20 protein-coding genes are annotated in these 21,769 nt (G+C 68.6%); 19 read left to right on the top strand and 1 reads right to left on the bottom strand.

The window, feature by feature from the left end; translation table 11 throughout:
* Genes P5P86_RS12585 through P5P86_RS12555 form a run of 7 tightly spaced genes read left to right on the top strand, consistent with a single transcriptional unit; the run spans position 1 to position 6,848 of the window.
* Complete coding sequence (locus P5P86_RS12585) at positions 1 to 543, top strand: nucleotide exchange factor GrpE (RefSeq protein WP_280607784.1); 543 nt, start codon at positions 1 to 3, stop codon at positions 541 to 543.
* The gene (locus tag P5P86_RS12580) at positions 543 to 1,535 is read left to right on the top strand and encodes a DnaJ C-terminal domain-containing protein (RefSeq protein WP_280607783.1); all 993 of its coding nucleotides are present in this window, start codon (positions 543 to 545) and stop codon (positions 1,533 to 1,535) included. Before P5P86_RS12585 ends, P5P86_RS12580 begins: the two co-directional genes overlap by 1 nt.
* Positions 1,532 to 1,852, top strand: a complete 321-nt coding sequence (locus P5P86_RS12575; protein WP_280607782.1) for a chaperone modulator CbpM — start codon at positions 1,532 to 1,534, stop codon at positions 1,850 to 1,852. The genes P5P86_RS12580 and P5P86_RS12575 overlap by 4 nt, the downstream gene beginning before the upstream one ends.
* The gene (gene clpB / locus P5P86_RS12570) at positions 1,843 to 4,479 is read left to right on the top strand and encodes an ATP-dependent chaperone ClpB (protein ID WP_280607781.1); all 2,637 of its coding nucleotides are present in this window, start codon (positions 1,843 to 1,845) and stop codon (positions 4,477 to 4,479) included. The genes P5P86_RS12575 and clpB overlap by 10 nt, the downstream gene beginning before the upstream one ends.
* Positions 4,476 to 4,928, top strand: a complete 453-nt coding sequence (gene trxA, locus P5P86_RS12565; protein WP_280607780.1) for a thioredoxin — start codon at positions 4,476 to 4,478, stop codon at positions 4,926 to 4,928. The genes clpB and trxA overlap by 4 nt, the downstream gene beginning before the upstream one ends.
* On the top strand, positions 4,925 to 5,203 hold the full coding sequence (locus tag P5P86_RS12560; RefSeq protein ID WP_280607779.1) for a UBP-type zinc finger domain-containing protein: 279 nt from the start codon (positions 4,925 to 4,927) through the stop codon (positions 5,201 to 5,203). The genes trxA and P5P86_RS12560 overlap by 4 nt, the downstream gene beginning before the upstream one ends.
* Positions 5,181 to 6,848: an FAD-dependent oxidoreductase gene (locus tag P5P86_RS12555; protein WP_280607778.1), complete on the top strand. Its 1,668-nt coding sequence runs from the start codon at positions 5,181 to 5,183 to the stop codon at positions 6,846 to 6,848. The genes P5P86_RS12560 and P5P86_RS12555 overlap by 23 nt, the downstream gene beginning before the upstream one ends.
* A gap of 401 nt (positions 6,849 to 7,249) precedes the next feature.
* Here the strand turns inward: P5P86_RS12555 and P5P86_RS12550 are convergent, their stop codons facing one another.
* The gene (locus P5P86_RS12550) at positions 7,250 to 8,704 is read right to left on the bottom strand and encodes a DHA2 family efflux MFS transporter permease subunit (protein WP_280607777.1); all 1,455 of its coding nucleotides are present in this window, start codon (positions 8,702 to 8,704) and stop codon (positions 7,250 to 7,252) included.
* 125 nt (positions 8,705 to 8,829) lie between these two features.
* Between P5P86_RS12550 and P5P86_RS12545 the strand changes: the two genes are divergently transcribed.
* The 12 genes from P5P86_RS12545 (at position 8,830) to P5P86_RS12490 (ending at position 21,374) form a co-directional block, all read left to right on the top strand.
* Complete coding sequence (locus P5P86_RS12545) at positions 8,830 to 9,729, top strand: alpha/beta fold hydrolase (RefSeq protein WP_280607776.1); 900 nt, start codon at positions 8,830 to 8,832, stop codon at positions 9,727 to 9,729.
* Positions 9,726 to 10,106, top strand: coding sequence for a non-heme iron oxygenase ferredoxin subunit (locus P5P86_RS12540; protein ID WP_280607775.1), 381 nt, complete (start codon positions 9,726 to 9,728; stop codon positions 10,104 to 10,106). The genes P5P86_RS12545 and P5P86_RS12540 overlap by 4 nt, the downstream gene beginning before the upstream one ends.
* A gap of 115 nt (positions 10,107 to 10,221) precedes the next feature.
* Positions 10,222 to 11,124: an alpha/beta fold hydrolase gene (locus P5P86_RS12535; protein ID WP_280607774.1), complete on the top strand. Its 903-nt coding sequence runs from the start codon at positions 10,222 to 10,224 to the stop codon at positions 11,122 to 11,124.
* A 133-nt stretch (positions 11,125 to 11,257) separates the two neighbouring features.
* Positions 11,258 to 12,019, top strand: a complete 762-nt coding sequence (locus tag P5P86_RS12530) for an IclR family transcriptional regulator (protein WP_280607773.1) — start codon at positions 11,258 to 11,260, stop codon at positions 12,017 to 12,019.
* 62 nt (positions 12,020 to 12,081) lie between these two features.
* Positions 12,082 to 13,320, top strand: a complete 1,239-nt coding sequence (locus tag P5P86_RS12525) for an NAD(P)/FAD-dependent oxidoreductase (protein WP_280607772.1) — start codon at positions 12,082 to 12,084, stop codon at positions 13,318 to 13,320.
* 168 nt (positions 13,321 to 13,488) lie between these two features.
* Positions 13,489 to 15,024, top strand: a complete 1,536-nt coding sequence (locus tag P5P86_RS12520; protein WP_280607771.1) for a sugar ABC transporter ATP-binding protein — start codon at positions 13,489 to 13,491, stop codon at positions 15,022 to 15,024.
* Between the two features lie 65 nt (positions 15,025 to 15,089).
* Positions 15,090 to 16,193: an ABC transporter permease gene (locus P5P86_RS12515; RefSeq protein WP_280607770.1), complete on the top strand. Its 1,104-nt coding sequence runs from the start codon at positions 15,090 to 15,092 to the stop codon at positions 16,191 to 16,193.
* 187 nt (positions 16,194 to 16,380) lie between these two features.
* Positions 16,381 to 17,481 carry a sugar ABC transporter substrate-binding protein gene (locus P5P86_RS12510; RefSeq protein ID WP_280607769.1) on the top strand — a complete coding sequence of 367 codons (1,101 nt, stop codon included), beginning with the start codon at positions 16,381 to 16,383 and terminating at the stop codon, positions 17,479 to 17,481.
* An 81-nt stretch (positions 17,482 to 17,562) separates the two neighbouring features.
* Complete coding sequence (locus P5P86_RS12505; protein WP_280607768.1) at positions 17,563 to 18,591, top strand: aldo/keto reductase; 1,029 nt, start codon at positions 17,563 to 17,565, stop codon at positions 18,589 to 18,591.
* A 132-nt stretch (positions 18,592 to 18,723) separates the two neighbouring features.
* Positions 18,724 to 19,269 (top strand): aromatic-ring-hydroxylating dioxygenase subunit beta, encoded by a 546-nt coding sequence (locus tag P5P86_RS12500; protein WP_280607767.1) that lies wholly within the window; start codon positions 18,724 to 18,726, stop codon positions 19,267 to 19,269.
* Between the two features lie 11 nt (positions 19,270 to 19,280).
* Complete coding sequence (locus tag P5P86_RS12495) at positions 19,281 to 20,591, top strand: aromatic ring-hydroxylating oxygenase subunit alpha (RefSeq protein ID WP_280607766.1); 1,311 nt, start codon at positions 19,281 to 19,283, stop codon at positions 20,589 to 20,591.
* 48 nt (positions 20,592 to 20,639) lie between these two features.
* Positions 20,640 to 21,374 (top strand): ferredoxin reductase, encoded by a 735-nt coding sequence (locus tag P5P86_RS12490; RefSeq protein WP_280607765.1) that lies wholly within the window; start codon positions 20,640 to 20,642, stop codon positions 21,372 to 21,374.
* The last annotated feature ends 395 nt before the right edge of the window (positions 21,375 to 21,769 follow it).

The raw sequence follows: 21,769 nt of genomic DNA, 5'->3' as shown, positions 1-21,769 counted from the left end.
ATGTCCGATCACGAGGCACCGACCACCGAGGCCCCGGGCGACGAGGCCCCGGGCAACGAGGCCCTGGGCGACGAAGCGCCGGCGGACGACGCGTCCGAGCGCGTCGACCCGGCGCGCCAGATCGCGGAGCTGGAGGACGCGTGGCGACGTACCGCCGCCGAGCTCGACAACTTCCGCAAGCAGTGCGCACGCGACGTGGCCCGTAGCCGGCAGCAGGAGCGGGCCGCCGTGGCCGCCAGCTGGCTGCCCGTCCTGGACAATCTGGAGCGGGCGCTCGAGCACGCGGCATCCGATCCCGATTCAGTGGTCGAGGGCGTCCGGGCCGTGCTCGCTCAGGCTGTCGGCGTCCTGGCCGATCTCGGATACCCCCGTCGTGAGGACGACGGCAGGGCCTTCAACCCCGCCGTGCACGAGGCGGTGGGCACCGTGTCCGACGACGCGCTGACGCCCGGCACCGTGGCTCGGGTCGTGCGGCCCGGGTACGGACCTGACGAGAAGCTGTTGCGTCCGGCCGCGGTCGTGGTGGCGACCAGGGCACCCTGATGGCCAGGGACTTCTACGAGGTCCTCGGGGTCGCACGCGACGCCGACCCGGCCGACATCCAGCGCGCCTACCGCAGGCTGGCGCGTCAGAACCACCCCGACGTCAACAAGCAGACCGGGGCCGAGGAGCGGTTCAAGGAGATCGCCGAGGCCTACGACGTGCTGTCGGATCCCGAGTTGCGTCGTCGCTACGACGCCTTCGGCGAAGACTTCCGGCGCGTCCCTCCCGATGCGGATCCGAGCGCCTGGCGTCAGGCCAGAACCTATGCCGACGCCGGCGCAGGTGCGCGCGGCCGCTGGTCGTCGGGCGCCCGGCCGTCGGGCGCCCGGCCGTCGGGGTCGGGGCCGTCGGGAGGCTTCGCGGCCGGTGGCTTCGGCGAGGAGATCGATATCGAGGACCTGCTCGGGGGAATCTTCGGCGGTCGGTCCCGGAGCAGTTGGGGGCCGGGCCCGGTCCCGGGCACCGACCACGAAGCGGAGGTGGAGGTCTCGGTCGAGGAGGCGTACCACGGCACCGAGCGCAGCTTCACGATCGATGGTCCGGACGGTTCACGCACCATCGACGTCACCATCCCGCCGGGGGTGGTCGACGGTCAGCGGATCCGGCTGCGCGGCCAGGGCGGCCCTGGCAGTGGCTCGGCGGCGCCCGGCGACCTCTTCCTGGTAGTTCGGATCGCCGACCACCCGCGGTACCGGGTCGAGGGTCGCGATCTACGCGTCCTGCTGCCGGTCGCTCCGTGGGAGGCCGCCCTGGGCGCTTCGGTCTCCGTCGAGACCCCGGGTGGAGCCGCCACGGTGAAGGTTCCGGCGGGCTCATCCAGCCACCGCTCGTTGCGCCTGAAGGGCCGCGGGCTTCCGAACAGACGAGGCGCGCCGGGCAATCTCTACGCCGAGCTGCAGATCCGTGTGCCCACGACCGTCACCGACGAGGAGCGAAGACTCTTCGAGGAGCTCGCGAAGGTGTCCAGCTTCGACGCGAGGAGCCGAGCATGACAGCGATCACGCACTTCGCCCTTGCTCGGCCCTACCGGCTCAGCCTGGACAGCTACGCACAGGTCACCGGCGTACATCCCGACCTCGTGCGTCGGCTGGTGGCCCTCGGATTGCTGGAGGTCACCCGCGACGCGCAGGGCGGGTTGTGGTTCAGCCCCTCCCAGGTCAAGGAGATGGCCCGGATCCAGCGGCTGCGGGTCAGCCTGAACCTCAGCTACTGCGCCGTCGGACTGGTCGCCGAGCTGCTCGACCGGATCGCGGAGCTGGAGAGGGCACAACGACGCATGTCACGACGAGGAGGCGCTCCATGGACATGAACAGATTGACCCAGAAGTCGCAGGAGGCGTTGCACGACGCCCAGACGAAGGCACTGCGCTTCGGCCACGCGGAGGTGGACGGAGAGCACCTGCTGCTCGCGCTGCTCGACCAGGCGGAGGGCTTGGTCGCTCCGCTGCTCGCACGGGCAGGGGCCGATCCGGACGGTCTGCGCGGGCAGCTCGAAGCCGAGCTCGGCCGGCGCCCACGGGTGAGCGGGCCGGGCGTGACGCCGGGGCAGGTGCACATCACGCAGCGACTCTCGCGGCTGCTCGACGCCGCCGATCGCGAGGCCCGGAGACTCAAGGACGAGTACGTGTCGGTCGAGCACCTGGTGATCGCTCTGGTCGAGGAGGGCTCGGGATCGACCGCCGGGCGCCTCCTGCACGCTCAGGGGCTGACCCGCGACACCTTCCTGGCGGCACTGACCGAGGTGCGCGGTCACCAGCGGGTCACCTCGGCGACACCCGAGGGAACCTACGAGGCGCTGGAGAAGTACGGCCGTGACCTCGTGGTCGCAGCGGCGACGGGCAGGCTGGAGCCGGTGATCGGTCGGGACTCCGAGATTCGTCGGACCGTGCAGATCCTGTCCCGCAAGAGCAAGAACAATCCGGTCCTCATCGGGGAGCCCGGGGTGGGCAAGACGGCGATCGTCGAGGGTCTGGCCCAGCGGATCGCCGACGGGGACGTGCCCGAGGGCCTGCGGGACAAGTCCGTCTTCGCCCTGGACATGGGAGCGCTCATCGCCGGGGCGAAGTACCGTGGCGAGTTCGAGGAGAGGCTCAAGGCCGTGCTCAACGAGGTGCAGAGCGCCCAGGGGCACATCCTGCTCTTCGTCGACGAGTTGCACACCGTCGTAGGTGCCGGCGGTGCCGACGGTGCGATGGATGCCGGCAACATGCTCAAGCCCCTGCTCGCCCGGGGCGAGCTGCACATGATCGGCGCGACCACCCTGGACGAGTACCGCGCGCACATCGAGAAGGACGCAGCCCTCGAGCGCCGCTTCCAGCCGGTCCTGGTCGACGAGCCCGACGAGGAGGACGCGCTGTCCATCCTGCGCGGGCTCCGGGAGCGGTTCGAGGTCTTCCACGGCGTGAAGATCCACGACGGCGCGCTGGTCGCCGCGGTGACCCTGAGCCACCGCTACATCTCCGACCGCTTCCTGCCCGACAAGGCCATCGACCTCGTCGACGAGGCCTGCGCGATGCTGCGAACCGAGATCGACTCGATGCCGGCCGAGCTCGACGAGCTCACCAGGCGCGTGACCCGGATGGAGATCGAGGAGGCGGCACTCGCGCAGGAGGAGGACCAGGCGAGCAAGGCTCGCCTCGAGGAGCTTCGCAAGGAGCTGGCCGACGCGAAGGCCGAAGCCGACGCCCTGCGCGCGCAGTGGGAGGCCGAGCGCTCGGCGCTTCGCGAGGTGCAGTCTCTGCGCCAGGAGCTGGAACAGGTACGGCTGGAGAGCGAGCGAGCCGAGCGCGAGTACGACCTGAACCGAGCAGCGTCGCTGCGCCACGGCCAGCTGCCGGAGATCCAGCGCCGGCTGGAGGCGGCCGAGTCCCGACTCGCCGGCAAGCAGGGTGGCCGCCGCCTGCTGCGCGAGGTCGTGACCGCCGACGAGATCGCCGACATCGTGTCGCGGTGGACCGGCATCCCGGTCTCGCGCCTGCAGGAAGGGGAGCGCGAGAAGCTGCTACGCCTCGACGAGGTCCTCCACGAACGTGTGATCGGCCAGGACGAGGCGGTCCAGCTGGTGGCAGACGCCGTCGTCCGCGCCAGGGCGGGCATCAAGAACCCCCAGCGGCCGATCGGGTCGTTCATCTTCCTGGGGCCCACCGGCGTCGGCAAGACGGAGCTGGCCAAGACGCTGGCCGCCGCCCTCTTCGACACCGCGGAGAACATGGTGCGGATCGACATGAGCGAGTACCAGGAGCGGCACACGGTCAGCCGGCTGGTCGGAGCACCTCCCGGCTACGTCGGCTACGAGGAGGGCGGGCAGCTCACCGAAGCCGTACGCCGCAAGCCCTACGCGGTGGTGCTGCTCGACGAGATCGAGAAGGCCCACGTCGACGTCTTCAACACCTTGCTCCAGGTGCTCGACGACGGCCGCCTGACCGATTCTCGGGGTCGCACCGTCGACTTCCGCAACACCGTACTGATCATGACCTCCAACATCGGCTCGGAGTACCTCCTCGAGGGGGTCACCGCGGGCGGCGAGGTGAAGGACGACGCGCGCTCGATGGTGATGCGGACCCTGCAGTCCCACTTCCGTCCGGAGTTCCTCAACCGAGTGGACGAGATCGTGATGTTCAAGCCGCTGACACTCGCCGAGATCGAGCGCATCGTCGACCTCCAGCTCCAGGAGCTGCACGAGCGGCTCGCCGGCATGCGGATCACGCTCGAGGTCACGGCGGAGGCGCGTCGCTTCATCGCCGACGAGGGGTTCGACCCGGCGTACGGGGCGCGCCCGCTGCGACGCCTCATCTCTCGCGAGGTGGAGACGCAGGTCGGCCGGGCGCTGCTGCGCGGGGACGCAGCCGACGGTGGGACGATCCTGGTCGACGTCACCAACGGAGCGATCACGGTGACCGCGGGCGGCAACCCGTCACCAGGGAGGGCCGGCGCATGAGCGGGACGACGGCGAAGACGGCAGAGGTCGAGTGCAGCAACTGCGGGACGATCAATCGCGTTCCGGCGGTCGCCGACGGCACGCCTCGATGCGGGAAGTGCAGCACTCCGCTGCGCTGGGTGGTAGACGCGACCGACGACGAGTTCCACGCCGTCGTGGACGAGTCGAGCCTGCCTGTCCTGGTCGACGTCTGGGCTCCGTGGTGCGGCCCGTGCCGCATGGTGAGCCCGGCTCTGGAGAGGCTGGCCGGGGAGCTGGCCGGCAATCTGAAGCTGGTCAAGGTCAATGCCGACGACAATCCTGCGGTCAGCCAGCGGTTCGAGGTCCGGTCGATCCCGACGCTGATCCTTCTCAGCCGCGGCGAGGTGCTCGACAAGCAGATCGGCGCGCTTCCGGAGCACCAGCTGCGCTCGTGGCTCGAGTCCAGGCTCCCGACGGGTGCGTCATGACCGCCCACCCGACGCGCGTTGGGGAGGATCCGCACCTCGGCATCATCATGCCCGTTCCACCGCCCACCCGGCGCGTGTGCCCGGAATGCCTGCGGCTCTCCACCACGTGGGTGCACCTGCGTCAGTGTCTGACCTGTGGGCAGGTCGGCTGCTGCGACTCCTCACCGATGCGACACGCGCGCGCTCACGCCGCCACCACGGGTCACGTCATCGTGCGCTCGATCGAGCCGGGAGAGGACTGGAGGTGGTGCTATGTCGACGAGCAGTTCGTCTGACGCCGACCTCCCGGACCTTCCCGAGACCCCCGACACCACCGGCGCCTACCCCCGACTCAGCGCCGATCAGGTCATGCTGCTCTCGCGATTCGGCGAGCGGAAGTCGCTGCCCAAGGGCACCAGGCTCTTCTGCGCGGGGGACCGCGACTGCGGTCTGTTCGTCGTCCTGGACGGCAAGGTCCGCGTCCTCCAGGAGGAGAGCCCCGAGCAAGGGTCGCGCGTGATCGCCGTCCACGGGCGGGGTCGCTTCGTCGGTGATCTGTCGATCCTGACCGGCCAGGCGGTCTACGTCACGGCGGTCGCCCAGACCGACGTGGACGTCCTGGAGGTGCGGTACGACCAGCTCAAGCAGGCCGTCAGCCAGGATCAGGCGCTCGGAGACCTGATCCTGCGCGCCTTCATCCTCCGACGCACCATCCATGCCGACCTCGGCGCCGGCCTCCGGATCATCGGGTCTCGCTTCTCGGCCGACACCCGTCGACTGAGGGACTTCGCGAGCCGCAATCGCATTCCATGCCGCTGGGAGGACGTCGAGGAGGATCCCGACGCCGAGGCCACCCTGCGGGCGTTCGACATCCCGCCTGACCAGACACCCGTGGTGATCTGGAAGGGACAGACCGTCCTGCGCAACCCCAGCACCACGGCGCTGGCCGAGCTCCTCGGCCTTCGAGCGGCGCCGAGCCGCGCGGCGTACGACCTTGTCGTGGTGGGCGCGGGCCCGGGCGGCCTGGCAGCGGCCGTCTACGCCGCATCGGAAGGGCTCTCGACGGTCGTCGTGGACGCGTTCGCCACCGGCGGGCAGGCGGCCACCTCGTCCCAGATCGAGAACTACCTGGGATTCCCGGCCGGCATCTCCGGGGCGGAGCTGGCCGATCGCGCGCTGGTGCAGGCCCGCAAGTTCGGCGCCGTCTTCAACATCCCCGGCGAGGCGACCTCCCTGACCCAGGCCGACGGCTACCACCTGGTGGGGCTCGCGGAGGGGGAGGATCTGACCGCGCATGCGGTGCTCGTCGCCACCGGCGTGCGCTACCGACGCCTGGACGTCCCGGGGATGCAGCGCCTGGAGGGCAGCAGCGTCTACTACGCCGCGACGGAGTTCGAGGCCCGTCTGTGCCGGGGGGACCCGGTCACCGTCGTGGGCGGCGGCAACTCCGCGGGCCAGGCCGCCTGCTTCCTCGCCCGGCGGTCGCCGGCGGTCAACCTCGTCATCCGCCACGAGGACCTCCGACGAGACATGTCGCGCTACCTCGCCGACCGCGTCGAGCAATCGCCGCGCATCACGATCTGGCGCACCAGCGAGGTGGCCGAGCTCATCGGAGACGAAGGGCTCGAAGAAGTGCTGCTGCACGACCTTCAGACCGACGAGAAGCATCGCGTGGCGACCAGAGCCCTGTTCGTCCTGATCGGGGCGGCCCCGCACACCAGCTGGCTGCAGGGACAGATCATGCTCGACTCGAAGGGGTATGTGCTCACCGGACCGCCCGCCGACGGCCGCGAGGGGTTGTTCGAGACGAGCCACCGGGGCGTCTTCGCCGTCGGCGACGTCCGGAGCGGCTCGGTCAAGCGCGTCGCATCCGCCGTCGGCGAGGGCTCCGTGGCCATTCGCCACGTCCACGAGTTCCTCGAGTCCGAGGGACGTCTCTGAGGTTGATGGCGAACGCCGTGGAGCCGGCGACTAGGGCGAGCTCGCACAGCACGGCGCACGAAGGTGTTCGGAGGGCATTCTGAGTATCGCGTTTCCTGGGGAGCCGGCAGGTCCGAGCCCGCGGGGGCAGTCGTCCGGGTCGAAGTGCTGCGTGGGATCCATCCGCTCGGGCAGGACGCGTCCGACAGCGAGAACGTCGCCTCCCCATCGGCGGCGAGTACCCAGGCGATCTGGACGGCGGTCGCCCTGGCGATGGTGTCCTCGGTGCGGACTGAACCCGTGGCACGGCCGGTGTGGCGCAGTCGTTCGGGCCGATCGTCGCGGGGCTCGGTGTCGCGGTCGGCGACGTCGTCGTACTGATCCAGAAGCGGTACTGAATCGAGTTCGGCAGACTCCACCGGTCACCATCGCGGTGCTCGAGGGACGGGCGCGGTGCTCTCGAAGGCGGGCTCGACCAGCGCCGAGAGGACCGGCGCGGCCCGACCGGGCAGGGCGATCGCAGCAGCTCCCGCCCCGAGCGAGGCAACAGCCGCCACCAGGAACGCAGCCTGGTAATACGTGACGTCGGCGAGACCGCCTCCGACGGCTCCCGCGGCGATGATGGCTGTCGCGATCCCGGCACCGAGGGCGGTGGAGGCCTGCCGGTTGACGTTCAGGATGGTGGCTGCCTGGGACAGCGCGGAGTCGGGGATGTTGGTGAACATCGAGGCCTGCAGACTCACCATCGCCATCCCGTTGAACACTCCAGCACAGAAGACGGTCAGGCAGAAGCGCCATAACGGTGTCGCCCCGTCGAAGGTGGCCAGCACGACCAGCGCGGCGGCCAGTCCCCCTTGCCCCACCATGGTGAGCATCCGTGGGCCGATCTGGTCATGGGCCCGCGCCACGGTCTGGGTCGAGATGATCACGCCGAGGGGAATGCAGGTGAGGACCAGCCCGGCGACCAGCGGCGAGTGGGAACCGACGTCCTGCAGCACGAGCGGGGTGACGTAGTACAGGCCGCCGAGCCATCCGACGGTCTGCAGCATCGTGGCGATGTTGGAGAACCGGAAGACCGGCTCGCGCAGGAGGGTGATCCCGAGGAGCGGGTGGGGTGTGCTCCACTCGATCGTGACGAATCGCGCCATCGCGGCGACCGCGACGGCCGCGGTCGTGAGGACCAGCGGGTCGCTCCAGCCGTCCTCGGGTCCCTTGCCGAGGACGTAGATGGTCCCGCCGAGGGCGAGGCCGGCGGTGACCAGGGCACCGACGTTGAGCGGCAGTCGCTCGTTGCCATCGTCCGCGTCGAGCCCGACCCACACCATCGACACGGTGAGGAGCCCGATCGGGATGTTGAGGTAGAACGCGACATGCCAGGAGAGGTGCTCGACCAGGAACCCGCCCAAGGGTGGTGCGAGAGCCGGCCCGAGCGCGATCGGCACCAGCAGGAGCCGGGTGATCCGCGGCCGCTCGCTCTGCGGGTAAGTCCGGTAGAGCATGGCGGTCGCCAGCGGTCCGACGAGGCCGCCGCCGATACCCTGGAGTACGCGGAAGGACACCAGTTGCTCCAGTGACTGGGCGGCGCCGCACGCCGCGCTGGCGAGCGCGAATCCGAGGGTCGCGCCGATGAATACGCGGCGCTCGCCGAAGCGGCCGCTGAGCCAGGGTGCCACCGGGAGCGCGATCGCCATCGCGAGCACGTAGACGAGCACGGTCCACTTCACCGACCCGAGGGAGGAGTGGAAGTCGTGGGTGAGCGTGGGCAGCATGATGTTGACCACGTGCGAGTCGAGCGAAGCCAACGTCATGCTGGTCACGTAGGCGGTCGCCGCGGCGGTGCGAGCGCTGATCCGACGTCGCTGGCGGGTCTTGTCCATGGTGCACATTGGCTCGAAGTCGACGCTGCCGGTCAACCGCTCGGTTCGCTCAGCGGACGATGCGATTGCGCCGAAACATTCGCCGGTCAATGTTCTCGCAACCAGAACAGGAAGGCGCCCCGATCATGAACACGGCGACCCAGCTCATCGGCCCGCGCGACCTCCTCCCGCCCGAGGGGATCGCACACACCATCGACTCGCCTGAAGGCCCGATCTACTACCTCGACCTGGGGGAGGGGGAGCCCCTGGTTCTCTGTTCGGCCTGGGGCCCTCAGCCCGGCTCGACGGCGTGGCTCCTCTATCGCGACGCCCTCGAGATCCTCGCGCAGCATCGGCGCTGCATCGTGGTGGAGCTGACGAACTACGGTCACACCGGCCCGGTGACCTACCACGAGCCCACCCACGACGTGTCGGTCCGTGCGGTCATCCGGGTGATGGACCACCTGGGTCTGGGGAAGGTGACCTGCGTTGGGACGTCCCAGGGCGCCACCACCTCACTCGACGTCGCGCTCCAGCACCCTGACCGCGTCGAGGCCCTCGTGCTCGGCGCTTGCCACGCCTCCACCGGTGGAGACCCCTACCTGCTGGCCAACTTCCCGGGTGAGACCTGGCGGTTGCACGAGGAGAGTCAGGCCGATCCACACAACCGGGAGAAGCTGACTCGACTGATGAAGGGCCTGTGGTTCGACCAGTCCAACGTCACCGAAGAGCTGATCGACGACCTGCTCGCGTTCCGGGCCGAGCACATGGATCACTGGGAGGCCAACGAGCGCTCGGTCAGCGTCCCGCACAGCAACGTGACCGCACTGAGCAGCCTCACCATCCCGGCGCTGGTCATCCACGGCCGATTCGACCGGATGGTGCCATACGAGCAGGCGCTGCTGTTCCTGGCGAACATGCCCACCGCCGACGTGCTGCTGCTCAACGAGTGCGGACACTGGCCACCGATGGAGCGCCCCTACGAGTGGGCATCCGCCGTGCTCGAGTTCCTCACCCGCAACACCACGAAGGGGCTGGCGGCATGACCATGGCCGACCCGTACCCGACCGCCGAGAACCTCACCGACTGGTACGACGCCGGTCCGGCCGACGCGATCGACCTGGACGCTGCGATCGTCCTGCCGCTGAAGCCTCCGGTCGCGGTCTACCACATCGAGGACGGCTACTTCGCCAGTGACGACACCTGCAGCCACTCGGAGTACTCCCTGGGCGACGGATGGATCGAAGACGGCACCGTCGAGTGCGAGCTGCACGCGGCGAAGTTCGACATCAAGACCGGTGAGGCGCTCACCCTTCCCGCGACCGAGCCGGTGGCGACGTACCCCGTGGTCGTGGTCGAGGGCACGGTCTATGTCGACCTGCGCGGCCGCGAGGGATGCGTCGTCGAGAAGCTCCGCGGCTGAGGCGTTACCCAGGGTTTACAGAACCCGGACCGGTGAACGGACTCCGTGCCGACGGACGTCGATCGGCCTCATGAGACTGCAGCCAACCCCACGCACCAGCGATTCAAGGAGCATCATGACGATCAACCCACCGGCCATCGCGACCATCCCCGACGCCTACGCGCTCGGTGCGCCCGAGGGGCGTTTGGTGCCGTCCGGCGCCGGCGACGAGATTTGGGTCGCGGAGCTGGGCGAGGGCAAGCCCACCGTCCTGCTGCACGGTGGGGGCCCGGGCTGTACGTCGTGGACCGACTTCTGGACGGTGGCTCCTCTCCTGGCCGCTGACCGCCGCGTGATCCTGCTGGATATGCAGAACTATGGCTTTTCCACCCAGGCCGATGCGCAAGGCCCGGTATGGACTTGGCACGCCTCGAAGATCGCCGCGGCGCTCGACCAGTTGGGGATCGTCGGTGCGGACTTCATCTGCAACTCGATCGGCGGATCGGCCGCCATCGCGCTGGCGGCAGATCGCCCCGACCTGGTCCGCAAGATGGTGGTCACCGGCAGCGAGCCGGTCGCCCGCGGCCGGGGTGCGAAAACCCCCGAGCTCGGGGAGGAGGGCGCGACGGCCTGGACGAACTACTACGCCGGCGACGGCCCCTCCCGGGAGAAGATCGTCGCGATCATGACGCGGCTGGAGTACTTCGACCCGGCAGCCGTGAACGAGACGAACGTCGAGCTCCGGTACCTCTACAGCCTCACCCCGGGCCAGCGCTACCTCGGCTCGGCGCGTGAGGCGTGGGGCCAGCCGGACGACCTTGAGGCGAAGCTCGCGACCGTCAAGGCCCGGATCCTCTTCTTCTACGGCAAGCAGGACGTCTTCGTTCAGGACTCTTACCCGGTGCTGCTCTCCGACATCGCGCCGCATGCCGACGTCTATCTCCAGGACGAGGCGGGGCACCACATGGAGGAGGAGCGTCCGCACGACTTCGTCGGCATTGTGACGACCTTCCTCGACGCCGGGACGACCAATTCCTGAAACAAATTGAAAATTCTTTCAACCGATGATGGCTGTGGGCTCCGCAACGACGCATACCCGCTTGAAGGACAAGAACGCAGAGCTGAACGGTAGAGCGACGATGACAGAAGCACGCCGGCTTGATGGAACCACCATGCAGAATGATCTCGCCGTCGAGTCGGTGATCGACAAGGTCCGCCGACTCGTGGAGACCCTGGGCGCGCGCGGGCCCCTCGGGCTGACCTCCTTGGCCCGTGAGTCCGGGATCTCCAAGACCACCGTCTACCGACTCTGCTCCGAGCTGGTCGAGTGGGGGCTGGTCAACCGGGTCGACGGGCAGTACCAGCTCGGCATCCGGCTGGCCGAGCTGGGGGAGATGGCACCCAAGTCGGCCACGCTCGCCGATGTCGGGCACCCGTACATCGCGGAGTTGTTCGCCACCTTCCGGACAACGGTCAACCTGACCGTGCCGCACGGAAGGCGCAGTGTGCGCTGCGTCGACAAGATCTGGGCGCCCGGTCAGGACCACTCGAGTTACTGGATGGGTGTCGGAACCCGGGCACCCATGCACTGCACCGCCGCGGGCAAGGCGATCCTCGCGTTCAGCCCGGCCGAGGTCTTCGCGGCGGTCGTCGCCCAGCCGCTGGTCGCGCTGACGCCGTTCACCATCGGCGGACCGGAGAAGCTGCTTCGCGAGATGGAAGAGATCCGGCGCACCGGCATCTCGTGGGTGCGCAACGAGATTCGGATGGACTCGTGCGCGATCGCGGTCCCGATCCTGACCGAGGGCGGCCGGGTGATCGGCGCGATCGCCGTTGGCCTCGGAAGCCAGCACACCGGTGTCCCGCCGGAGATGAAGGCGGCGATGGTGACCCAGGCGCGACGCATCGCGATGGCGATGTCGCGCGCCTCCTGATCCGCCCGGACTGACCCGAGGTCAGCGACCCCGCTGAAACATTCAAGGAAAGGATCCTGGGCATGTCTCGACAGGTGTTCGTCATCGTCGGAGCGAGCCTTGCCGGGCTTCGTGCGGCCGAGTCCCTCCGCTCCCGCGGCTTCGACGGTCGCTTGGTACTGATCGGTGAGGAGAGGCACGCGCCCTATGAACGACCGCCGCTGTCGAAGGCGGTTCTCCTGGGCAGGACCGGGCTCGACGCCCTCACCCTCCGCCACGACTGGGAGGAGATCGGCGTCGAGTTCGTCGCCGGAGACAGGGTCGTCGAGATCGTCGCAGACTCGCGCGAGGTCGTCCTCGCGTCCGGCGCGCGGATCCGGGCGGACAAGGTGTTGCTCGCCACCGGCGGTCGCCCGGTCGATCTCGCCCTGCCCGGCGCGGATCTCGACGGGATCTTCACCTTGCGCGATATCGACGAGGCCGTCGAGTTGGCCCCGCTGCTCGCCGAGGGCCGGCGGGTGGTCGTCGTCGGTGGAGGGTTCATCGGGCTTGAGGTCGCGGCCAGCGCCCGGATGCTCGGCTGCGACGTCACCGTCGTCGAGGCCGCCACGGTGCCGCTGGCACGCGGGCTCGGGCCGGTATGGGGCGGCTTCATCGCCGAACACCACCTAACCCAGGGCGTACGGATCGGAACCGGCGTCGGGGTCGCGAGCTTCGGCGGCTTGACGAGCGTCCAATATGTCGAGCTTGACGACGGCACCGTGCTGGAGGCGGACCTCGCCGTGGTCGGCGTCGGCATGCGCCCCCGCACCGCGCTGGCGGCTGGGCTCGGAGTGAAGGTCGACGGTGGGATCGTTGTCGACGCCGGGGCCCGCACCACCAACCGGCACGTCTTCGCGGCGGGCGACGTCACCGTCCAGCCGTCATGGTCGGGGGATCGGCTGGTCCGCTACGAGTCCTACCAGAACGCCCAGGATCAGGCGGCCATCGCCGCTGCGGCGATGCTCGACCAGGAGCCGCCCCGACGCGAGCCACCGTGGTTCTGGAGCGACCAGTTCGACCTCAACATCCAAACCGCCGGAGAGCTCGGTGGGGCGGACGAGGTGATCGTGCGCGGCGACCGTGACAGCGCTTCGTTCGCGGCGTTCCACCTTCACGGTGATCGGGTCGCCGGGGTGTTCGCGGTCAACCGTGGCCGCGACGTACGGGCCGGCATGAAGCTGATGGAGGCCGACGTGCCGGTGTCGGCGGACGAGCTGATGGACGAGTCGGTCGACCTGCGCCGGCTGGCCAAGCGGGTCGTCGCGCACCGGCGCTCCTGATCTTCGAAATGTTTCGGGTCGGAAACAACTGCGCAGCGTTTTTCGCCCAGCGGACCACGTCATCCCGGTGGCGATCACCCTCCGCACACTGACTGCCACACCACCACTGCAGAGCATCGAGCGAATCGCTCGAAGACCAATCCGCAAGAGACCAGGGAGGAGAGAGCCATGACCGGCCAGCACGGATCCGACACGGCGATCGAGCCGTTCATCCGGGTCGAGGGCGTGAGCAAGTCGTTCCCCGGCGTGCGCGCACTCGAGAACGTGAGCCTCAACATCTATCCCGGAGAGATCCACGCACTCACCGGGGAGAACGGCTCGGGCAAGTCGACCCTCTCCAAGATCGTCGGCGGCCTCTACCAGGCCGACGAGGGCGAGCTCTTCCTGGACGGCGAACCGGTTCGGATCACGAACCCCGCGGTCGCCCTCGACCACGGCATCGTCACGATCAGCCAGGAGCTGAGCCTCGCAGCGAGCCTGACCGTCGCCGAGAACATCTACCTCGGCCGGCTGCCGCGCACCCGGCTCGGACTGATCGACTGGGCGAGGCTCAAGCGTGACGCCCGCCGGATCCTCGACCGCCTCGGCGTCCACGTCTCACCGACGGCTCGGGTCTCGAGCCTGAGCATCGAGCTGCAGCAGGAGGTCGAGATCGCCCGGGCGCTCTCGACCGACGCACGACTGCTCATCCTCGACGAGGCCACCAGCTCCCTCTCCGAGACGGCCACCGACCGACTCCTCACCATCGTCGAGGAGCTGGCCGGCCAGGGCGTCGCGGTCCTGATGATCAGCCACCGGATGCCGGAGCTCTACCGCTCGGCGACGCGTGCGACAGTGCTCCGCGACGGCCACCTCGTCGGCGAGGTGCCGCTCCCCGAGACCACCGAGGAGCAGCTCGTCCGGATGATGGTCGGGCGTGACCTGCAGGACTACTTCGGGACCCGCGACGTGCAGCAGGGCGAGGTCGTTCTCCAGGTCCGCGGACTCGAGAGCCTCGACGGCTCTCTCAAGGCCACCGACATCACCGTCCGCAAGGGCCAGATCCTCGGGGTGGCCGGGCTCGTCGGCTCCGGCAAGTCCGAACTCGGTCTCGCCCTCGGCGGCGTGCTTCCCAGCCGCGGTGACATCGTGGTCGCCGGACGAACAGCCTACGTCGACACCCCGCGTGCATCGCTCGCCTCCGGCATCGGGTTCGTCCCCGAGGACCGCAAGGGTCAGTGCATCCTGCCGGGGCGCAGCGTTGCCGAGAACTTCGGCCTCTCCTGGCTGCAGCAGACCAGCAAGCTGGGCATCCTCCAGCTCGGTGCCGAGCGCCGCCGGGTCGAGTCCAGCATGCAGGAGTACGGCGTCGTCGCGGCGAACTCCGGCGTCGCGATCTCCACGCTGTCCGGGGGCAATCAGCAGAAGGTCGTCCTGGGACGCGTCTTCGCCCGCAAGTGCGAGGTCTACGTGCTGAGCGAGCCCACCCGGGGCGTCGACGTCGGCGCCAAGAGCGCGATCTACCAGTTGCTGCAGGACCTGGCGAGCAGCGGCGCCGGCATCGTCATCATCTCCTCCGAGATCCCCGAGCTGCTCGGGCTCTCCGACGAGATCGTCGTCTACCACCAGGGTGAGATTCGGGGCCGCTTCACCGCCGACGACGTCGATGAGGAGGCGGTGGCCAGCGTCGCCGTCGCCGGACGCGTGCACGCCCAGGCCTCCTGACCTCGATCACCACCACCCGACCACCGACCATCTGACCCGACCCGACCGCGGAGAGGCGATTGATCATGACCGTCTACGACATGAGCAGTTCCAACGACGACGCTGTGGCGTCCTCGAAGTCATCGAGCATCGGCGCGAGCTGGGTTGCCGGCGTTCGAGCCCTGTTCGGCAAGCAGGCCGGCCTGGTCGTCGCCTTCGTAGCCGTCATCGTCTACTTCTGGGCGACGCAACCGATCTTCATGACCTGGTCCAACATCACCAACCTGGTCTCGACCAACTCGGTGGTGCTGGTGCTGGCGATCGGGGCGACCTTCGTCGTCATCTCCGGCGGCCTGGACCTCTCCACTGTCTCGGCCACCACGTTGGCCGGAATGGCGTTCGGCTTCTCGCTGACCCATCAGCAACCATTCGTGGTCTCGCTCATCGTGGTGCTCGGGACGGGGATGGCCCTCGGCCTGGTCAACGGCATCCTGATCGCCTGGGTGCGGATGTCTTTCCTGGTGGTCACGCTCGGGACGATGACCGTTTTCTCCTCACTCGCCCTGGTCAGCAACGGCGGTGCGACCCTCAGCGTCTTCTCCGAGCCCGGCTTCGCACCACTCAAGGCGTTCGTCACCGGCGAGGTCGGACCGATCCCCTACATCATGATCTTCGACGTCGTCCTGGCCCTGGTCGCTGGGGGTGTCCTGCGCTACACCGCCTACGGCCGGTCCCTGTTCGCCGTCGGCTCCAACGCCGAGGCGGCCCGGATCAACGGGATCAACGTGACCGTCGTGACCCTGATGACCTTCATCCTCGCCGGGCTCTCCGCAGGAGTCGGCGCCTTGCTCCAGGTCGGTCGGCTCACCGGTGCCAGCGCCACCACCGACCCGACTCTGTTGATGGCCGTGCTCGCCGCCGTCCTCCTCGGCGGGACCGCCGCCACCGGGGGAGAGGGGGGCATCTTCGGCAGCGTCCTCGGCGTCCTCTTCCTCGGCGTTCTGACCAACGGGCTCACCATCAGCCAGGTCTCCGCATTCTGGCAGGGCACGGTCAACGGCGGCGTCCTGCTGCTTGCGGTGCTGATCAGCACCGGCCGCGATCGTGGCTGGTTCACCCGCCGCCCGCGATCCCTCACCACCTTCGACCAGACCGTCGTCGATCCAGTAGCGGCTTCGACCTCCCGCTAACGAGCTGGGCCTCTCGGCTCCAGCGCGTCCACCCCTACCTGCGGCACAGGGTCGCGGTCTCCCTCACTTCGCAATCCCACGGCGGTATTGCGACTCGGCCCCCTGCCGCGGGCCACCCCTGCTCGCTCTCGGATTGCGGCGCACACCCAACCCAGCACCGACCAAACGAAGACAGAAGGGCATTGCGATGCGAAAGACACGGATGGGCGCGGTCGCCGTCAGCGCGGTGGCGGCGATGGCCCTTGCGGCCTGCTCCAGCTCCAGCGGCTCCACCACAGCGGACGCTCCGGCAGTCACGGCAGCGGCGGCCACGGAGAGCGCCGCGGCGCCGGTGGCCGGCACCTCGACCTCACTTGGGCCGATCCCGACCACCAAGATCAAGGTCGCCTACGCCTCGCCGGTCCAGGCGCAGGTCGGCCAGCAGATGTTCGACCTGGGGGCCTCCCAGGCCGCCAAGCTGTCGGGGTCGACGTACACCTCGCTGGACTCGAACGTGGACCCGTCCAAGCAGATCGCCAACATGACCACGATGCTCCAGCAGAAGCCCGACGTGATCGGCACCTGGACGCTCGACCCGGGGTCGACGGCTGGGATCTACGGGCAGGTCGTCGACGCGAAGATCCCGCTGATCGGGACCAACTCCAATGACAACGGGATCTCCTCGACCGTCTGGACGCAGAGTCAGCTCTGCGAGAGCGGTGGCCCCTCCGACCAGGACGCCAAGATGATCGCCGCGAAGTACCCGGGCGGCACGGTGGTCACCATCGGCCTGGACGGCGTACCGTCCATCGACAGCGCTGTGGACTGCTTCAAGAAGCAGGCCGGGGCGGCCGGCCTCAAGGTCGTTGCCCATGTCTCCAACACCTCCGATCAGCCGGCTGGCGCACAGCAGCTGATCACCGACACTCTGGTGCGCTACCCGGACACCGACGCGGTGTGGTCCTACAACGACACCTCCGCTCTCGGTGCCTCGGCGGCCGTGATCGCGGCGGGCAAGAAGGTCTCTGACGGTACGTCGGACGGTGTCATGATCTTCGGCACCAACGGTGACGCGGCGGCGATCAAGGCGGTCAAAGAGGGCCGGATGACCCGGACCTGGGACCCGAACAGTGTTGAGTTCGGCTGGGTGTTCTTCGCCGATGCCGAGCTGGCGGCCGAGGGCAAGGCCCCCAAGAACGTGACGGTCACCTCGACCGGCTACGACAAGTCGAACGTCGACAGCTGGATCGCGCCGCAGGACCGGAAGATCACCAGCTTCGACCAGCTCAAGTACACCGTCGGGAGCTGATCCCGGGCCATCCACCAGTCGATCGCGGGGCTCACACTCACGTGGCCCCGCGATCGGCACGTCGAACCGAAGGACGAAGGAATGTTGCGGAAGAAGCTTGCGAGCAACCGGCTCGGATTCGGAGGTGCGCCGCTGGGCAACATGTTCAGGGCGGTGCCCGACGATGAGGCACATCGCACCGTGCAGGTCGCGTGGGAGGCAGGGGTCCGCTTCTTCGACACCGCGCCGATCTACGGCGCAGGTCTCTCGGAGCGCCGACTGGGGGATGCGCTGGCCGGCCGGCCGCGTGAGGACTACGTCTTGGCGACCAAGGTCGGTCGCGTCGTCACTGCGGAGATTCGCGACGCCGACCTACCCCCCGACGCGATCTTCGCCCACGGACTGCCGCAGGTGGTGGTCGACGACTATTCGGCGGACGCGACACTGCGCTCGATCGAGGACAGCCTGCGACGGCTGCGGACCGATCGGCTCGATGTGGTGTTCGTGCACGACGTCGCCCTCAACGTGTACGGCGACGCCTGGATCGACCGCCTGGCGGAGTGTCGCCGCGGCGCGTTCCCGGTGTTGGACCGGCTCCGAGACGAAGGCGTGATCGATGCCTGGGGGATGGCGGTCAACCGGACCGAGGCGGTCGAGGTCACCCTGGACCTGGAGGAGGTCCGTCCCAACGCCTTCCTGCTCGCCGGGAGCTACACCCTGCTCGACCACCGCCGGGCCCTGGAGCGGCTCCTCGAGCAGGCCGAGGAGCAAGCCGTCGAGATGGTGGTCGGGGGGCCCTATAGCTCGGGCGCCCTGGTCGGCGGCCCGAATTTCGACTACCGCCCCATCACCGCGGAGGTCCGAGACAGGATCGCGCTGGTGGGACGGGTCGCGGCGGCGTACGACGTGTCGATCAAGGCAGTGGCGCTGCAGTTCTGTCTGGCGCCCATCACGAGTGCCGCGGTGATCCCGGGTGCCACCCGGCCCGAGCGCGTCGTCGAGGACGCGGCGGCGCTCGCGGAGGTGGTGCCGGAGCAGCTGTGGCACGAGTTGCGCGAGCGCGGCCTGATCGCTGCGAACGCACCCACGCCCGAGGTTTCGCACCCGTTTCCGGTGACGGCACCGCGTTAACACGACGTGTCGATATGGGCTCTCAGTCCGTTGGCCGGAACGGGACATGAGGCGCGCCGGATCGCGAACCTACTGTCTCGATCAGGGGCTCGAACCCCGATCCTCAGCACCGAAAGGCAAGGCGGGTAAGTAATGACTGTCACGACCAAGAGTGCACTGAGCGGCCTCTTCGATGAGACGTTGTGGTCCACGATCAACAGCTTCTACATCGCCGAGGCGTGGCTCCTCGACGATCGCAAGCTGCGCGAGTGGCTCGACCTCTTCACCGAGGAGATGGTCTATTACATGCCGCGGCGCAGGAACGTGAACCGCAAGGAGCTCGATCGCGAGATCCCGGCCCGCGGCACCGATCTGCCCTACTTCGAGGACTCTCGCAAGCTCATGGAGGTCCGGATCCAGCGCCTCGAGTCCGGTACGGCGTGGGCCGAGGAGCCGCCGTCGCGCACCCGCCACCTCGTCGGCAACCTCCTGATCGAGAGCGTCGAAGACGACGGGACGGTGCGCGCCAAGACGGCGTTCATCTGCCACCGATCGCACGGCGAGACCGCGACCGCGCTCTACTCCGGCTACCGCCAGGACGTCCTTCACCCCGTCGACGGCTCGTGGAAGATCTCCGACCGCACCGTCGTGCTCGACGCCAACGTGATCCTCGACAAGAACCTCGCGATCTTCTTCTGAAAGGCAGCCCTGTGAAGACCAAGAAGTACAACGTCATCGATCAAGAGACGGGCCGTCTCGACCCGACCATCTACTGCGACCCGGACATCTACAAGGAGGAGATGGAGAAGGTCTTCGGCCGCGCCTGGCTGCTGATCGGTCACGACAGCCTGATCCCGAAGCCGGGCGACTTCTTCCACACCTACATGGGTGAGCAGCCGGTCATCCTCTCGCGTGACAAGACCGGCCAGGTCAACGCGATGCTCAACATCTGCCGGCACCGTGGCGCTCGCGTCGTCCGCACCGACGACGGCAACTGCAAGTCATTCGTGTGCCCGTACCACGCCTGGACCTACGGTCTGGACGGCAAGCTCGAGTGGGTCCCCGGCGAGGAGGAGCTCTACGACGGCACGATCGATCGTGCGCAGCTGGGTCTGAAGAGGGCGCGTGTCGCGACGTACGCCGGCCTGATCTTCGCCACCTGGGACCAGCAGGCTCCGAGCCTGGAGGAGTACCTCGGGGATGCCCGTTGGTATCTCGACCTCGAGTTCAACCGCAGTGCCCAGGGCACCAAGGCCTTCGGACCGCACAAGTGGGTCATCCCAATCAACTGGAAGACAGCCGTCGACAACTGCTCGGACTGGTACCACGTGCCGTATTCGCACGCGTCGGCCGCCAACGCCTTGACCCGGATCATGGGCGCACCCCGGATGACGTCGGACGTGCTGTGGAAGAAGAAGGGGCGCGCGGCGTTCGTCAACGGCCACCAGGTCGCGTTCTTCCGGCTGCCCGAGGACAGCTTCGACGGCAACCCCTACGGCGTCGACTCGACGGCGGAGAACCATCGGGAGGCCATCGAGCGGCTCGGTGAGCTGCGCGGTGACGGGCTCATGCTCGGTACCCACAGCCTCTTCCCGAACACCGTCCTCGGCTTCCGGATCGTCATCCCACGCGGGCCCAACGAGACCGAGTTCTGGCACTTCAGCATGACCAACGCCGCCGACACGCCGGACAAGCAGCGTGCGGTAGCGCTCGAGCACGCCGCCCAGAACGGCGCCGGCGGGCACTTCGAGTCCGACGACATCGACAACTGGAGCCAGGTCTCCAGCTCGGGCAAGTACGCAGGAGCCCGCGAGATCGGGCAGTACGTCAACATGGGCATCGGCAACACCCACACCGACGACGTGTTCCCCGGCCAGATCTCCGACCGGTTCGTCACCGAGCAGAACCACCGGTTCTTCTACAACCGGTGGGAGGAGTTCATGAACGCCGACTCCTGGGACGACATCCCGCTCGACCCGATGAAGGCGACCTTCGAGGGCACCGCCTCGATGGACGGCTGAGGCGTCGACTACCTCGACCTGGAGTGCGCGACGACCGTGATCGAGACCATGCTGAGCAGTCCCCGGTCCAGCGACGCGCTGGAGCTGCGGATCGAGACGATGCGCTGGGTGGCCGAGGACGTCATCACCGTCGAGCTGGTCTCCCTCGACGCGACCATGCTGCCGGCCTGGACACCCGGGGCGCACGTGGACCTGGAGCTGCCTTCGGGGATGCAGCACAGGTTCGCGCTCTGCGGTGCTCCGGGCGGGGTCGGCAGCTATCGGATCATGGTCGACCGCAACGACGGCCCGGTGGCGCGCGAGTTGCACGACACAGCCCTGATCGGGCGGACACTGCGGGCGCACGAGGTGGCCAACCAGTTCCCCATGAGACCGGCACTCTCGTACGTTTTCGTCGCCGACGGACTCGGGGTCGCCCCGATCCTGGCGATGGCCGCTCGGGCCTCGGAGCAGCGGGTGCCGTGGCGCCTGGTGTACGCCGGCCGGACGCTGAGTGCGATGCCCTTCATCGACGAGCTCCGGAGCCTGGAATGCGGCCGGCTCGAGCTGGTCCCGGAGGACGAGCTCGGTCGGCCAGACCTCGGGTCAGTGCTGGCGCGCGTGCCCGACGGGGCCGAGGTCTACGCCTCCGGGCCGGCCCGGCTGGTCGATGCGGTCACGCTCGCAGGCCGGTTGTGCGCCGCCGATCGGGTGCACGTGCGGTGCAGCGACCGCGAACCTGAGCCGGCGGTCGACCCTCGCCCTGGACGAGCCCTGGGTCAGCACGCGCCATCTGGCACCTGAATAATCGGGAGGGCAGCACGCCTGCGACGATGGAGGCGTCCCATGGCGTCGATCGCTCGTTGGAGGCAAATCCGGGTGCCGTTGCTACCGCCGCAACCGTCGACCCAGCGCGATGCGTAGCCGCGAATCTATTGCGCTCCGTCGCCTGCGGGACCCCGCGGATCATGTCCGCGACCAGCAGGGTCAGATCGCCGTTCGCCACGTCGTAGTGCGCGAGGTCGCCGCGTGACCGGAGGCGCTCGCCCGCCTGCGGACGCGGACAGCCGGGATCGTGCCGTTCTTGATCGCGTGGTCGACGGGGCGCGGCCTGCTCCGCTGGAGGAGCCTGTCCGCACCTGGATGCACCTGGTTCGCCGCGATGATGCCGAATGCTCGGAACCGGCCAATTAGGGTGA

Origin of the sequence: Nocardioides sp. BP30 (assembly GCF_029873215.1) — a bacterium.
Taxonomy (GTDB): Bacteria; Actinomycetota; Actinomycetes; order Propionibacteriales; family Nocardioidaceae; genus Nocardioides.
Note: the sequence above shows the minus strand (reverse complement) of the source record. Positions and strands in the feature narration are given on the sequence as shown.